General features: G+C 64.4%; 16 protein-coding genes. 7 read left to right on the top strand and 9 right to left on the bottom strand.

The window, feature by feature from the left end; genetic code table 11:
* Positions 1-72: 72 nt before the first annotated feature.
* The 7 genes from EB235_RS14095 to EB235_RS14065 form a co-directional block, all read right to left on the bottom strand.
* The gene (locus EB235_RS14095) at positions 73-1,278 is read right to left on the bottom strand and encodes an amino acid ABC transporter substrate-binding protein (RefSeq protein WP_080680803.1); all 1,206 of its coding nucleotides are present in this window, start codon (positions 1,276-1,278) and stop codon (positions 73-75) included.
* A 43-nt stretch (positions 1,279-1,321) separates the two neighbouring features.
* Complete coding sequence (locus tag EB235_RS14090) at positions 1,322-1,711, bottom strand: nuclear transport factor 2 family protein (RefSeq protein ID WP_027030378.1); 390 nt, start codon at positions 1,709-1,711, stop codon at positions 1,322-1,324.
* Between the two features lie 18 nt (positions 1,712-1,729).
* Complete coding sequence (locus EB235_RS14085; RefSeq protein ID WP_027030379.1) at positions 1,730-2,524, bottom strand: MoaF C-terminal domain-containing protein; 795 nt, start codon at positions 2,522-2,524, stop codon at positions 1,730-1,732.
* 13 nt (positions 2,525-2,537) lie between these two features.
* Positions 2,538-3,326 (bottom strand): SDR family NAD(P)-dependent oxidoreductase, encoded by a 789-nt coding sequence (locus tag EB235_RS14080; RefSeq protein WP_027030380.1) that lies wholly within the window; start codon positions 3,324-3,326, stop codon positions 2,538-2,540.
* Between the two features lie 273 nt (positions 3,327-3,599).
* Positions 3,600-4,187 carry a YceI family protein gene (locus EB235_RS14075; RefSeq protein WP_051429647.1) on the bottom strand — a complete coding sequence of 196 codons (588 nt, stop codon included), beginning with the start codon at positions 4,185-4,187 and terminating at the stop codon, positions 3,600-3,602.
* 41 nt (positions 4,188-4,228) lie between these two features.
* On the bottom strand, positions 4,229-4,462 hold the full coding sequence (locus tag EB235_RS14070) for a hypothetical protein (protein WP_027030382.1): 234 nt from the start codon (positions 4,460-4,462) through the stop codon (positions 4,229-4,231).
* Between the two features lie 27 nt (positions 4,463-4,489).
* Positions 4,490-5,122, bottom strand: coding sequence for a hypothetical protein (locus EB235_RS14065; protein ID WP_155256401.1), 633 nt, complete (start codon positions 5,120-5,122; stop codon positions 4,490-4,492).
* Between the two features lie 210 nt (positions 5,123-5,332).
* On the opposite strand from EB235_RS14065, the gene EB235_RS14060 reads away from it, so the two are divergent.
* From EB235_RS14060 to EB235_RS14045, 4 genes are all read left to right on the top strand, one after another.
* Complete coding sequence (locus EB235_RS14060) at positions 5,333-6,850, top strand: aldehyde dehydrogenase family protein (RefSeq protein ID WP_027030384.1); 1,518 nt, start codon at positions 5,333-5,335, stop codon at positions 6,848-6,850.
* 4 nt (positions 6,851-6,854) lie between these two features.
* Complete coding sequence (locus EB235_RS14055) at positions 6,855-8,441, top strand: GMC family oxidoreductase (RefSeq protein ID WP_032926421.1); 1,587 nt, start codon at positions 6,855-6,857, stop codon at positions 8,439-8,441.
* 173 nt (positions 8,442-8,614) lie between these two features.
* A complete protein-coding gene (locus tag EB235_RS14050) occupies positions 8,615-9,427 on the top strand; it encodes a PfkB family carbohydrate kinase (protein WP_027030385.1) in 813 nt (270 codons plus the stop codon).
* 314 nt (positions 9,428-9,741) lie between these two features.
* Positions 9,742-10,956, top strand: coding sequence for an alpha-D-ribose 1-methylphosphonate 5-triphosphate diphosphatase (locus EB235_RS14045; protein ID WP_027030386.1), 1,215 nt, complete (start codon positions 9,742-9,744; stop codon positions 10,954-10,956).
* A 58-nt stretch (positions 10,957-11,014) separates the two neighbouring features.
* Here the strand turns inward: EB235_RS14045 and EB235_RS14040 are convergent, their stop codons facing one another.
* Both EB235_RS14040 and EB235_RS14035 read right to left on the bottom strand, forming a co-directional pair.
* Entirely contained in the window at positions 11,015-11,215 is a 201-nt protein-coding gene (locus EB235_RS14040) for a hypothetical protein (RefSeq protein WP_027030387.1), read from the bottom strand.
* A gap of 79 nt (positions 11,216-11,294) precedes the next feature.
* Entirely contained in the window at positions 11,295-11,789 is a 495-nt protein-coding gene (locus EB235_RS14035; protein WP_167334866.1) for a hypothetical protein, read from the bottom strand.
* Between the two features lie 169 nt (positions 11,790-11,958).
* On the opposite strand from EB235_RS14035, the gene EB235_RS14030 reads away from it, so the two are divergent.
* From EB235_RS14030 to EB235_RS14020, 3 genes are read left to right on the top strand one after another with little or no spacing between them, the layout of a single operon-like run.
* Positions 11,959-12,960, top strand: a complete 1,002-nt coding sequence (locus EB235_RS14030; protein WP_027030389.1) for a sugar ABC transporter substrate-binding protein — start codon at positions 11,959-11,961, stop codon at positions 12,958-12,960.
* A complete protein-coding gene (locus tag EB235_RS14025) occupies positions 12,957-13,961 on the top strand; it encodes an ABC transporter permease (RefSeq protein WP_027030390.1) in 1,005 nt (334 codons plus the stop codon). Before EB235_RS14030 ends, EB235_RS14025 begins: the two co-directional genes overlap by 4 nt.
* Complete coding sequence (locus tag EB235_RS14020) at positions 13,958-14,710, top strand: ATP-binding cassette domain-containing protein (RefSeq protein ID WP_027030391.1); 753 nt, start codon at positions 13,958-13,960, stop codon at positions 14,708-14,710. Before EB235_RS14025 ends, EB235_RS14020 begins: the two co-directional genes overlap by 4 nt.
* Positions 14,711-14,741 lie beyond the last annotated feature (31 nt).

Here is a 14,741-nt window from a genome sequence, read left to right as displayed (position 1 = left end):
CTCCAAGTCGTCAGGCCGGCAGGCGGGTGCCTGGCTTCGCGATCAGGCACCGGCCTGCCTCGCCCGCCGCTGTCAGCGCTTGTCCCAGGCCGGCGCCGGTTTGTAGGTCCAGTTGCCGTTCGGGAAGATCAGCTGGTGCTTGCCTTGCCACCATTGCGTGGCGACGCTGGGGATGAGGGCAAAGCCGGTCTGGTCGAATTTGAGATCGCCGACCACCGTGTCCTTGAACTCCTGGCCGAAGATTGCGTCATGCAGCGCACCGGCATCGGTGGAGCCGGCCTTCTCGATTGCCTGCGCCAGCACCTGCGCATTGGCGTAGAAGGCGCCGACGGTGACGGAGTCCTTCTTGAACTCGGCCTCGTAGCGGTCGCCAAGCTCCTTGGCGCCCTTGTAGGGATAGCTCGCCGACCAGAAACCGTCGGTCAGGATATAATCGGAATCCGGCCCGAGCGCTTCGTGGAACTCGCCCGTCCAGGTGCCCTTCCAGCCATGCAGATAAGGCACGGAGAAGCCGAGCTCCTTCATCTGGCGCAGCAGCGTCACCGTGTCGGCCGGTGAGCCGAACACCAGCATGGCGTCGACATTGGCGGCCTTGAGCTTGGTGATCAGCGCCGAATAATCCGTCGCGCCAATCGCCCAGGGATCGTCGACGGCGAAGGTGTAGCCATACTTCTTGGCCGCCGCCTCGAAGGCGCCGCCAAAGCCCTTGCCGTCAGGCGAATCCTCGGTGACCAGCGCCGGGTTCTTGGGCTTCTCGTTGGCCGGCAGCTTGTCCCAGATCTCGAATGGCACTTCCGCGCCAGGCCCCGGATGGAAGAAGAACAGGGCTGAATATTTCAGCTTCAGCGGCTGCCATTCGAACGGGAAGGCCGTCGTGATCATGTAGAATTTCTTGTACTTCTCGGCGACGATGGCGCCAGCGATGTTCATCGGTCCCGAATGGGTCGACAACAGCGCATCGACCTTCTGCACCTTGATCAGGTTTTCCAGCGCGGACGCAACCTTGCCTTCGGAGCTTTCATCGTCGGCGATGACGAGCCGCACCGGCAGCTTCTTGCCGGCCGATTTCACCATGATGCCGCCGGCCTTGTTGATGTCGGCCACGGCCTGCTCATAGGCCCATTTCTGCTCCTTGCCGTCGCCGGCCAGCGGCCCGGTCAGGGAGATCGGCGCGCCGATGACGATCTCGGTGTCGCCGGCATTCGCCAAACCGGTGCCGGCCGCGAACGCGGCCGACAGGACCAGGCCTGCCAGCATTGCCTTCAGACTGTTTCCCATTTCATCCTCCCAGGTTTTGGATCATGCGGACGGTGTCCATGCCTCAGGCCGTCGCTGCCGCGACCAGCCTGGTGTCGGTGAACTGCTCGAAACTGAGCGCCTTGCCGTCCTCCATTTCCCAGACATGGACGACGCGCGCCGACATCGGCTTGCCGGTCTTTTTGTAGGTGCCCGAATAGGTGCCGATGCCGACAATGGTGGTGCCGCCATCGACCAGTTTTTCGAGCTTCAGGGCGTAGCCGTCCCACTCCTCGCCGATGCGCTTGAACACGCCTTCGATGATGGCGTCAGGGCCGACATAGGTGCCGGCATAGGGAAACCCTGCCATCTCGGTCCAGGCAGTGCAGCTGGTGACCGGCGCCATCATCGCCGAGAGATCCTTGGCGTCGGAGCCGGCGTAATGCGCCTTGATCGCTTCGTAGTTTTTATTCACGGCTTTCTCCCCGCGCGCTCAAACCGGCGCCTTGCCCTTGTCGTAGGCGGTTCTGGATTTCTTCTCGATCCGGGCGCCGGCCGGCTTGTTCTCGATCTTGCCCTGGCTGGTGACGCCGAGGAATTTCCCTGTCGAGTGCATGACGTCCCAATTGTAGAAAAACAGCGAGGCGACGGGGATGATGAACTCGCGGAAGCCGAACACATACTGGTTCTCGGCGAACTTCCAGGTCGTCGCCAAATCGACATCGCCATGGCCGCGCTGGATGCCGACGAGGTTCTGCCAGGCATAGCGCTCGGAGGAGAGATAGATGTGCTCGTAGACGTGGTTAGGGCTGTATGTGTAGTGCGCGGTCAGCCCGATCAGGTCGCGGGTCGGCGCCGGCGCGATGCCGGTCGGCGCAACCGAGGGATCGCCGAGCACGCCGGCCGACCAGGTCTGCGCCACGAGCGGCTCGCCGGGCGCTTCACTGGCATCGCGCACCCGTTCGCGCACCGACAGGACGCGGCGCGTGCTTGTGTTGACGATGAAGGCCTCGTCTTCCGTTGGCCGCGCCGAGAAGATCATGTTGATGAAGAACACGTTGGAAGCGACTTCCAGCGCCTCGTACCAGTCGGCACCCGCCTCGCTGCCTTCGCTCCACGCCACCGTGTCATCAGATGTGAAGGCAAGGTCGATGGTGCGGCCGGTGTCGAGCGTGATCTTGAAGGTCTGGCCGCGCAGCGCATCCGTCGTCGCCAGCCGGTTGGCGGCGATCCCGGTGGCGAAATCGTCAAAATGCTTCCAATCGGCCGGTCTGTTCTGGTCGTTCATCGCACTCTCCACATCAATCGACAAAGGCAAGCGTGGGCAGGTCGACGACGGTGGCGCCGCCATCCACCGTCAGGATCGAACCGTTCATCATCGCCGCCTCGCTGGAGGCGACGAAACAGATGACGTTGGAGACCTCTTCCGGCGTCGCCGGCCGGCCGAGCGGGACGTCCTTGGTCACCAGCCGGTAGGCTTCCTCGATCGAGCCAAGCCCGTGCTTTTCGACGATCACCTCCATCTGCTCGTCGGCCATGTCGGTCGACACCCAGCCCGGGCAGATGATGTTGGTGCGCACGCCCTTGCGGCCATAGTCGCGCGCCAGCGATTTGCCGAAGCCGATGCAGGCATGTTTCATGGTGACGTAGCCGGCCGCGTCGGGGCCAGCAAACAGGCCGGCGATCGAGGCGACGACGACGATGTTGCCCTTCTGCGCAATCAGGTCCGGCAGACATTCACGGGCGCAGACGAAGGCGGTGTCGAGATTGCTGCGCGTCGCCAGGCTCCAGGTCTCGTCGCTCATCGAAATGGTCGGGCCGACGCCATGGCCGCCGGCATTGGCAACGAGAATGTCGACCGGCCCGATTTTCTCATGCACGTCGGCCAGCGCCGCCCGCACCGCCTTGGGGTCGGCGGCATCGCCCTGCACGACCAGGCCGCCAATGTCCCTGGTCACGGCCTCCAGCGGCTCGCGCCGCCGGCCCATCAGCACCACTTTGGCGCCGTCGGCCGCCATGCGCCTGGCGACCGCCGCACCGATGCCGGTGCCGCCGCCAGTGATGAAAGCCGTTTTTCCAAGAAATCGCATGGATCCATCCCGATTGGTGAGTGCGCCGGCTATGCGCCGATCTTCGCTGGGGATAGTGCGGCATCACCGTTTTCGCGTCTTGTCCGAGCGGGAACTTTGTTTTGACTGAGCGCGCACTTCGCGCCGGCCTGGTGAAGTGCCGCGCGACCTATCGGTCGCGCGGCGGACGCCACACCAATGCAATTCCAGAAAAAGTGTGAAGCGGTTTTCCCGGGAAAAGCGCACAGCGCTTTCCCTTGGGAATTGCGCCAAACCAAAGAGAATGTCGGCGGCCTATTTCTTCACCGCTTCGAGATCTATGACGATGTTAACGTCAGGCCCAAGGCCGAAACCGGCGGCGGCATTGGCCATCGGGAAATCAGCCGTGCTGACTTTTCCTGTGGCGGTGAACGCCGCCTTGGTCAGTGTCGCGTCCCACGGCGCCGGCGCCTCGTTGACCAGCGTCACATCGAGCGTGATCTCCTTGGACACACCGCTGATGGTGAGGTTGCCGGTGACCTTGCCTTTGATATCGCTGACCTTCTCGACCTTGGTGCTTTCAAACGAGATCGCCGGGAATTCGGCCGCGTTGAAGAAGTCGGGGCCCTTCAGATCGCTGTCGCGCTGGTCATAGGCGGTGTGCACCGAGCCGACCTCGATCTCGGCTTTGACGCTGCTCTTCGACGGATCGGCTTTGTCCATGACGATCGCGCCCTTCACCGCATCGAACTGGCCGTGCGCGGTGCCATAGATGCCGTGCTTGATGGTGAAGGTAACCCACGCATGCTGGCCATCGATCTCGTAATTGTCGGCGTGTGCTGCCGATGCGAAAGCGCATATCGAGGCAAAGGCCAGCGCGGCCGTCAGTTTTCTTGTTCTCACGTAACTCTCCCCATTGTTGGTTGTCGTTCTTCGAATCCGGCTCAGGAAAAGCCGAGAGCGGCCCCATGCGGCGCCCAAACGATCGCCGTCAGGATGGCCAATATCGCCGGCATGGCGATCAGCAGGCCGGCAACCAGCGGCCGCAACGGCCGGGCACCGGGAACAAGCCCTTGCAGCGGACCGGGCACCAGCGCGGCCACGGCGAGCGGCAGAGGCGAAAGCATGAGCGCCACCGGGTTCGCCTTCGGTGCCAGCAGCGCCACCTGGATCAGCACGGTGGCGGCGGCGAAGATGAGGACGAGCTAGGTGCCTTTGCTCCAGCTGGCGGCCGAGCCGCCGCGCAGCACCGCGATGTACTGGACAAGGCACCAACCGCCGGCGAGCGCTGCCAGTGAGCCCAGCAATTGCCCGGTGACGATCGAGGCGCCGAGCACCGAGACGATGGCGCCGGCCAGGCAAAGGGCGAGCACCGCAGCCGGCACCAGGAACGGCTCCTCGGTTGGAGGCGATGGCGAAGCTTTCAGGGACAGCAGCATCGCGGCGCCAACGATCGCCAGCAGGCCGGTGATGAGAGCGGCGATCATCTGCAGGTCGAGCGAGCCGCCGGCAAGGCGGCGCCAGCCAAGCCACAGCAGCGCGGCCGCGAGCGCTGCGGCGACAAGCTTGCTCGCCAAGGAAGCGCCGAGCAGGCGGTCAGGCAACAGACCCATGACGATGCCGGCAAAGGCGAGATAGATCAGCTTCTGGCTGGCGGCGACCGGCGGCACCACCGGCGGACCAAGCGTGTCCCAGTAGAAGAACAGCAGCAGAGCGGCCGACACCAGCGAAAGAACAGGCGGCGCCAGCGCAAATCGCGCCAGCAGCGCCATGACCATGCCGAGCACAAACGGCAGCGCCGCCGTGGTGACCATCGGATTGCCCAGCAATGCGCTCAATGGCCGACACCTCTTCGACACCAGGAAGGTCTGCGCGAAACGCGCGGCTTGATGTGACCTTGATTTTGGCGAGCCGATCGCGCTGCGTCTTGTCCGAGCGGGAACTTTGTTTTGACTGAACGCGCACTCGCGCCGCCTTCGCCTTGAAGACAATCGATGCGCTCCATAACCCTCCGTGTGAAATGTTCATCAAGCATCGAGGAGGATGGCGTGAACGAGAGAATTGTGCCGCCGATCAGCGCAGCGGCCGCCGCTTTCCTGGCGCGTTCGCACCGCCCATTCATCAATGGCCGCTTCGTCGACGGGCCCTTTATGGGTGGCTTGGCCGGCGAAGGCCTCGCCGTTGATGATTCCGCCTCCGGCGAAATCGTAGCGCATGTTCCCGAGAGCGGCGTCGAACTGGTCGACCAGGCGGTGCGTGCGGCACGCGCGGCGCTCGAAGGCCCATGGGCCTCGATGCGCCCGGTCGATCGCCAGAACCTGATGCTGAAACTCGCCGATGCTGTCGAGGCCGAGGCCGACCTTTTGGCCGAGATCGAAAGCATCGAGAACGGCAAATCGCTCGGCGTCGCCCGCATGCTGAGCGCCGGCGGCACCGTCGACTGGCTGCGCTACTATGCCGGCTGGGCGACCAAGATCGAGGGCTCGACCTTCCAGGTCTCCATCCCCGTGCCGCCGGGCGCGAAACACCAGGCAATGACGGTGATGGAACCGGTCGGCGTCGTCGGCGCCATCGTGCCGTGGAACTTCCCGCTGCTGATTGGCATGTGGAAGATCGCCCCGGCGCTGGCCTGCGGCTGCACCGTGGTTTTGAAGCCGCCACAGGAAACGCCACTGGGCCTGCTCAGGCTGGCCGAACTGATCGAAGCCGTTGGCTTCCCGCCGGGCGTCGTCAACATCGTCACCGGCAGCGGCTCCGTCACCGGCGAAGCGCTGATCCGCCATCCCGGCATCGACAAGCTGACCTTCACCGGCTCGACGGAGGTCGGCAAGCGCGTCGGCCATGCGGCGGTCGACCGTGTTGCGCGCTTCACGCTGGAGCTTGGCTCGAAATCGCCGATGATCCTGCTTGCCGACATGGAGGAAGGCATCGAGCCGCTGATCGCGGGGCTCGGCATGTTCTTCAACCAGGGCCAGGTCTGCACCTCGGCGTCGCGGCTGCTGATCGAAAAGTCGATCTACGACCGCACGCTTTCTCGCCTTGCCGAAATCGCCGATGGCATGACGCTGGGCGCCGGCCGCGACGCGGGGGCGCAGATCAACCCGCTGGTCTCGGCCAAGCACCGCAGAAGCGTCGAAGGCTTTGTCGAGCGCGGCCTGGCGGCGGGCGGCGAACGGGTCAGCGGCGCGCGGCCTGTGCCGGCCAGGGGCCATTATGTGGCGCCGACCATCCTGCACAATGTCCGCCCTGACATGGAGATCATGCGCGAGGAGGTGTTCGGGCCGGTGGTGGCGGCAATGCCGGTCGCCGACCTCGACGAGGCGATCCGCATCGCCAACGACACGCGCTACGGCCTCTCGGCCTCGATATGGACCCGCGACATGGGCAAGGCGATGACCGCCATCCATGGCCTCAAGGCCGGCACCGTCTGGGTCAATTCGCACAACACACTCGACCCGGCGGCACCGTTCGGCGGCTTCAAACAGTCCGGCATCGGCCGCGAGCATGGCCGCGCGGCAATAGACGGCTATCTCGAGACCAAGACCGTCATCATGCGGTATGCCTGACACGATGAGCGCTGCGTACGACTACATCATCGCCGGCGCCGGCTCGGCCGGCTGCACGCTGGCCAACCGGCTGGTCAATGCGGGCAAGCGCGTGCTGGTGGTCGAGGCCGGCCCGGCCGACAACACGCGCCTCATCGACATTCCCGCCACCTTCGCCAAGGTGATCGGCACGGCGCGCAGCTGGATCTATGAATCCGAGCCTGAGCCCAGCGTCGGCGGCCGCCGGCTGCCGGTGCCGCAGGGCCGCACGCTGGGCGGCGGCTCGTCGATCAACGCCATGCTCTACATCAGGGGCCAGCCACAGGACTATGATGGCTGGCACGACCTCGGCTGCCCCGGCTGGGGCTGGGACGAGGTGCTGCCGGTGTTCCGGCGGCTGGAGCGCAATGAGCGCCTCGCCGGCGAGCGCCACGGCACCGAGGGACCATTGCCGGTCTCCGACCCGCGCCACCGCCACCCGCTTTCCTTGGCCTATATCAAGGCCGCGCAGCAGGCTGGCTACCGCTACAATGACGACTTCAACGGCGCCAGGCAGGAAGGCGTCGGCTTCTACCAGACGACGACCGCCAATGGCGAACGCCAGTCGGCGGCAAAGGTGTTCCTGAGGCCGCTGGCCGGCAACGCCAACCTCACCGTGATCACCGATGCGCTGGTCACCGGCGTGACCCTGGAAAACGGTGCGGCGAGCGGCCTCGCCTACACCACGTCGGACGGCCAGAACCATGTGGCGACGGCGAAGGCCGAAGTCATCCTCGCCGCCGGTGCGCTGGCGACGCCCAAGCTGATGATGCTGTCAGGCCTTGGCCCGACCGAACACCTGGCCGGGCTTGGCATTCCCGTCATCCGCGACATGCCATCGGTCGGCCGCGACCTGCAGGACCATGTCGCTGCGCCCGTCTATGCGCTGACACGCCAGCCGATCTCGCTGCTGGGTGAGGATCGCGGCCTGCGGGCGCTGCGCCACGGCTTGCAATACCTGATGTTCCGCACCGGCCTGCTCACCTCCAACGTCGTCGAGAGCGGCGGCTTCTTCGACACCGATGGCGACGGAAGGCCCGATATCCAGTTCCACGTCCTGCCGGTGATGATCGAAAGCGCCGAGCACGGCTCGATCGAGCGCCACGGCATGGAGCTCAACCCTTGTGTGCTCAGGCCAAAGTCACGCGGCACGGTCAGGCTGCGCTCGCGTGACGCGGCCGCCCCGATCCGCTTCACAACCGGCTTCCTGTCTGATGCCAGTGATCTCGCTCTGCTGCTCGCCGGCATGAAGATCGCCCGCACTATCCTGCGCCAGCCGGCGCTGCAGGCCGTGGTCGCCGAGGAGCTGTCGCCGGGCGAGGACGCCGATCTTTCCGATCAATCCATATCAGACCACATCCTCGAACACGCCAAGACGGTCTATCACCCCTGCGGCACCTGCCGGATGGGCAGCGACGGCGACGCCGTGGTCGATCCGCAACTGCGCGTGCGCGGCGTGCCGCGCCTGCGCATCTGCGATGCCTCGATCATGCCGCGCCTGATCAGCGGCAACACCAACGCCCCGGTGATCATGATCGCCGACCGCTGCGCCGATTTTATCCTGGGCGGGTAACGCAGCTGTTCAATCCTTGGCGTTGGCCGCCTGCGCCAGAACGCCGAGCAACCGGCCGTATCGTCCGCTGGCGCTCCGATGGCCGCCAGCCTGCTGTCCCTGGTGCCGGTCATAGTGCTAAGCCTGCTCGCGCAGCGCTTCATCGTCGATGCGCCGCGCGAAAAGCAGGGACCATGAGCACAGTCATCGTTGTCGGCCATGTCAATTACGACCAGGTCTGGGCACTGTCCTCGCCGCTCGCCTCGGGCGCGCGCATCGTCTATTCCAACCGCAGCGTCAGGCTCGGCGGCGGCGGCTTCCACACCAGCACCCAACTGGCGAAGCTCGGCAACGATGTGCGGCTGGTCAGCAATCTGATGGACGACGACCATGGCCGGGCAGCCCTTGCGACACTGCAGGCAAGCGGCATCGATACCGGCTATGTCACCATGCGGGCTGGCGAAACCCAGTTTACCGAAATCCTGCTCGAGCCGAGTGGTGAGCGCACCATTCTGAACAGTGGCGGCCAGATGCGCCCGCCCTACGCCGCACCCGAACCCGTCACCGGCGATGCCGCCTACCTCAACGCCCTCGTGCTTGACGACGGCATCGTCGCCTCGCTGAAGACGATCCCGCTGGTCATTTCGCAGTTCCCGCTGCGCACCGCCTCACCGCGCCCGGCCGACATCGTCATCGGATCGCGTGCCGATTTTCCCGGCGAGGACACGCAAGATATCTGGGAGCGAGCGTCACGGATTGCCGGGCCGCGCCTGAAGACGCTGGTGCTGACCGTTGGAACGCGCCCGATCTCGCTCTATGATGGCAAGGCCCTGAGACAAGTCACGCCGCTGAAGCAGGTTTCCGTGCCCGACACGATCGGTGCCGGCGACTGCTTCACCGGCATATTCCTGCATGGCCTGCTGCAGGGGCTTGGCCTTGAGCTTTCCGCCGAACAGGCCAGCCAGCAAACCGCCGAATGGCTGTCGGAACGATCCCGTACCGGCTGAGCCAAGCGCTCAAGAGCAATTCCAGGAAAAGTGTAAACGGTTTTCCCGGGAAAAGCGCATAGCGCTTTCCCTTGGGAATTGCGTCAAAACAAAGAGTTGGAGTGGTCCGCCGTTTCCATGAAACGGTGAGCCGCTCAGGCCGGCCTTCATGGAAATGTCATAAAAATCAAATGGAAACCGGCATTCGAGTGAACTAGAAAACACCGCAATGTCCTGGACGGATCATGATCGGGGCACGGCCAAGCCGGCGCATCATCATCGTGATCCCGGTCTTCCACACCCCGACGATGTCGCCGCGATTGACGAGAACCCTGATGTGGCTGAGTGAATTCGAAATTGTCCTGCGCGACCGCGTCATCCCGAACGGCGCGGTCAGGATCGAGAATGGCCGGATCGCCGAGATCCGCGACAAGCCTGTCGAGCATGCCGATATCGAGGGCGGCGGCCGCCTGCTGCTGCCCGGCTTCATCGACATGCATGGCGACATGGTGGAGAGGGAAGTCGAGCCGCGCATCGGCGTCCACGTGCCGATGCCGATCGGCATTGCCGAGCTCGACAAGAAGCTCGCCTCCTGCGGCGTCACCACCGCCTATGCCGCGCTTTCCTTCATCGGCGCCAGCGTCACCAGCGGCGTCATGCGCTCAGAAGATCATACGACTGCGATCATCGACACCATCGCCGGTATGAAGGACGATCTGCTGGTCGATCACCGCATCCATGCCCGCTTCGAAGTGACCTTCACCCCTGCGATTCCCAAGCTGCAGAAGCTGATGGACGCCGGCAGGCTTCATTTGATCTCGCTGATGGATCATACGCCCGGACAGGGGCAGTACCGCGACGTCGAACTCTACATCGCCCGCATCGCCAAGGAGCGCGGCATGTCGGTTGCGGCGGCCTCCGAAGTCGTCGGCAAGCGCATGGCCGGCCGCAACGGCCAGGGCGATGTGCTGAACGCCCTGCAGGATCTGTCGGCGCGTGCGCACGCCGCCGGCATCGTGCTCGCCTCCCATGACGACGACACGCTGGAAAAGGTGGAGCTGGTCCATGGCCTGGGTGCCGCGCTCTCGGAATTCCCGGTGACCCTGGAAGCAGCGCAGGAAGCCCGCAGGCTCGGCATGTACACAGCGATGGGCGCGCCCAACGCGCTGCGCGGAGAATCCTATTCCGGCAATCTTTCCGCCCGGCAGGCCTACCAGGCCGGACTGCTCGACATGCTGGCCAGCGACTACCACCCAGCCTCGATCCTGCCGGCCGTGCTTGGCCTGGCCAAGCTGCGGGGTGATGGCCTCGCGGCGGCGGCGGCACTCACAAGCGCCAATCCGGCCATGGCCCTGGGGCTTGCCGACCGCGGCGCCATCGAACCCGGCCTTCTGGCAGATCTCGTCGTGGCCGACCGCCAGCCAGTGCCACGTGTCCGTGCCACCTTCCGCGCCGGCCGCATGATCTACGGCGACGGCACGCTGGCGTCGGCCCGGAAGGCGGGACGCCTTGACCATGCCATGGCTGAGCGGGTACCCGCCGCGCTCTGATGAATGTCGCCCAAAAGTGACCTCGGTTTTGGGAGAACGGCATGCATAAAACAGACCTCTAAACGTCGAGCACGACCATCATGCCGCGCACTTCGGCCATTTCCAGCAGCAAGTCCTGCAGGGTTTCGACGGCCAGCGTCGCACCGGTTATGGCCAGCAGCTCGGTAATACTCTCTCTCATGGAAATGACCGCCATTCCGGTTTTCTCGGAAAGCAGCCGTCCGATGGCCGCTTGGATCAGAGCATTCTGGTCAGGCATGATTCCCCTTTCATGCTGGATGACGGTATAAGTTTTTCTCCAACGGTATGCTTTTTGCGCAACTTCTGCGAGCCATAGCTTACGCTTGCAAGCCGTTTTGGTGCGTCGGATCTGTATTATTTGTCTGACAGTTGCTCAGCGATGACAGCGGCGGCAGCGCCGACGGCTTGCCGCCCGCTTCCGTGGCTGCAAACCGAGCCAGCGGCACTTCGTGCCGGTAGAGCCCGATGAGTGTCCCGCCTCCCGCCATTGCCGGCATTTCCGTGTCGAAAATGGAATAGATGCCCGGCGGCTCGTTCAGGATCTCGAATCGGTCCAATGCAAACCTCGTATACCCCCTGGAAAACCAGCAACGCAAACCGCCCGCCGAAAGTTGCAACGGGTGATGCTTTTTTTTTCGCCATGGAACGGATGTGCCGCTGGCGCCGGTCGACATGCCGGTGATGTCGTGCGGCGGAGCGGCGAAAATCGCTTCGCAGCATTTTAAATATTGACGCGTGTAAATTTTTTCTGAAACATGCGCAAACGCCGGCAAGGCATCAGCCGGCGCTCTGGGAGGAGCAATGCCTGACATGAACGAGCGCCCGCACCGGGCCACGAGCCGCATATCCAGCGGCTGGCAGCGACATGTCGGCGGTTCGTGACACCAAGCGTTGGGGTCGCTTGCGTCCTGTCGGCCATTTCGTTCGCCGAACACCGAAACTGATGCAACGGCACATCAAACAATAAGGAGGAGGAAAACTATGAGCGTATTTAATGGCTTAAAGCTCGGCACAGGCCTGACGCTTGGCGCGGGCCTGCTGGCAACCATTGTCTCGGCCCATGCCGAGGACACGGCGAAGGTCGCGGCCATCGTCAAAGGCCTCGACAACCCGTTCTTCCAGACCATGCAGAAGGGCATCGAGGAGCAGGCCAAGGCCAACGGCGTCAATGTCAGCGTCCAGGCCGCCGCCAATATGGGCGACGCCACCGGCCAGGCCGACCGCCTGACCGCCATGGCCATGCAGGATTTCGATTGCTACCTGGTCAACCCGATCAGCGTCTCCAACCTTGTCCAGGCACTGGTGCCGGTCGCCCAGAAGAAGAAGCCGATCGTCAACATCGACTCGACCATCGACGCAGAACAGGCCAAGGCCGCCGGCTTTGCCGTCTCGACCTATATCGGCACCGACAATGTCGCCGCCGGCGCGCTGGCCGGCGAGGAAATGCTGAAGCTGGTGCCAAAGGGCGGCAAGGTGGCGCTGATTGCCGGTATCGTCGGCGATGTCGGCTCCAATGCCCGCATCAAGGGCTTCAAGCAGGCAGTCGAAGGCAAGCTCGAAGTGGTGGTGATGGTGAGCGCCGACTGGGATCGCGAGAAGGCCCTGACGGCGGCCACCGACATTCTCGCCGCCCATCCCGATCTCGCAGGTTTCTTCGCCGCCAACGACATCATGGCGCTCGGCGTCGAACGCGCCGTGCAGACCTCGGGCAAGGACGTCAAGGTGATCGGCCTCGACGGCATTGTCGACGCGCTGAAGTCGATTGCCTCAGGCGAGCTCTCGGCCACCGTCGCCCAGTACCCCTATGTCGTCGGCGCCATGGGGGTCGAAGCATGCAAGGCGGCGGTCTTGGGCAAGGAACTGCCCGCCAACGTGCCCGCGCCTGTGCTGTTGATCAACAAGGCCAATGCCGATGCCTCGCTGAAGAATTTTCCGCGCCCCGGCGGCGACTATCCCGATCCGCTGCGTGAGTTGCTGAAGTGAGCAATTCCACTGATAACGCGCCCGCCGCCCATTCGGCGGGCACGCAGGAGGAGAGCCGCACCTCCCTGTCGGCTCTCCTCCTGGATCCCTCCTTCTGGGCCGACTGGGCATCCGTCGTCGGCCTGGTCGGCCTCGTCATCATCTTCGGCATTGCCCAGCCGGTCTTTCTCAGCGTCGCCAATTTGCAGGCGCTGCTTTTGGCATCGGCGATCCTGGTCGTGCTGTCGATCGGCCAGACCTTCGTCGTCGCGACCTCGGGCATCGACCTCTCACTGGCAGCTTCCGTCATGCTCGGCGCCATCGTGCTGGGTCTCGTCAATGCGGCCGGCTACGGCATCTTCATCGCCTGTGTGCTGGCGGTTCTGGCCACCAGCGCCATCGGCTTCCTCAACGGCCTCATCATCACCATTGGCAAGATCCCTGACTTCGTGGTGACGCTCGGCACGCTGTCGGCCATCACAGGCCTTGGCCTGATCCTGTCGGGCGGCGAGCCGACCATGGTCGGCTCGACCTTCCTGCTGAAGCTCGCTTCAGGCTCCTTCGGTCCATTCGGCTATCCGGTCTGGGTGGCGATCGGTGCCGTCATCGTGGCGCATGTCGCACTCTACCATACGCGCTTTGGCGTCCATCTGCTGGCGACCGGCGGCCAGGCCGAGAGCGCCGGCGCGCTCGGCATCCGCACCAATCGGGTCAAGATCGCCGCCTACACCATTTCGGGGTTCTGCGCCGGCATCGCGGCAATCCTGCTGGTGGCGCGCATCGGCTCGGCCGAACCGCTGATCAACACCAGCCTGCTCCTCAATTCGGTGGCGGCGGTGGTGCTGGGCAGCGTCAGCCTGTTCGGCGGCCGCGCCAGCATCCTTGGTCCGGCCATCGGCGCCCTGATGCTGACCGCGCTGGTCAACGGCCTGACGCTGCTCAGCGTCTCGGCCTTCTACCAACCGCTTGCCGTGGGTGCCATCGTGGTGCTGGCAGCCCTGATCATGCGGTACCAGAAATGAGCGCCTCCTCCTCCGAGGCGATCATCGCCTGCGATGGCCTGAGCAAGCATTTCGGCGGCGTGCGCGCCTTCACCGATGTCGCTTTCCAGGCACGCCGCGGCGAAGTCACCGCCGTCATCGGTGACAATGGCGCCGGCAAGTCGACGCTGATCCGCTGCCTGGTCGGCGTGCATGTGCCGGATACCGGCTCGATCGTCTTCGATGGCCGCGAGCACCCCTTCTCCAATCCCGACGGCGCCCGCAAGGCCGGCATCGAAACCGTGCACCAGAACCTGGCGCTGATCGACGAACTGACGGTGGCGCAGAACCTGTTCCTCAATCGCGAGCTGGTGCGCCGCATCGGCCCTTTCGCTTTCCTCGACCGCAAGGCGATGAAACGCGAGGCCCGTTCGATGCTGTCGCGCCTGTCGATCAACGTGCCGTCGATCAACCAGCGCGTGCGCCGCCTGTCGGGTGGCCAGCGGCAGGCGATCTCGATCTGCCGCGCCGTCGGCTCCGGCGCCAAGCTGGTAGTGATGGACGAGCCGACGGCAGCACTGGGCGTTCAGGAAACCGCCAATGTCGAGGCGCTGATCCGGCGCCTGCGCGACCAGTCGGTCTCGGTCATCCTGGTCAGTCACAATTTCGATCAGGTGCGCCGCCTGTCCGACCAGATCTGGGTGATGCGGGCAGGAAAGATGGCAGCGACGGTACGCGCTTCCGAAACAACGGGCAACGAGCTCGTCGCGCTGGTCACCGGCGCGGCGTGACGGACTGAAACACATGAACGGCTCGCCGCCG

The organism is Mesorhizobium loti R88b (genome assembly GCF_013170845.1).
GTDB lineage: Bacteria > Pseudomonadota > Alphaproteobacteria > Rhizobiales > Rhizobiaceae > Mesorhizobium > Mesorhizobium loti_B.
This window is presented reverse-complemented; position numbering and strand designations above follow the sequence as displayed.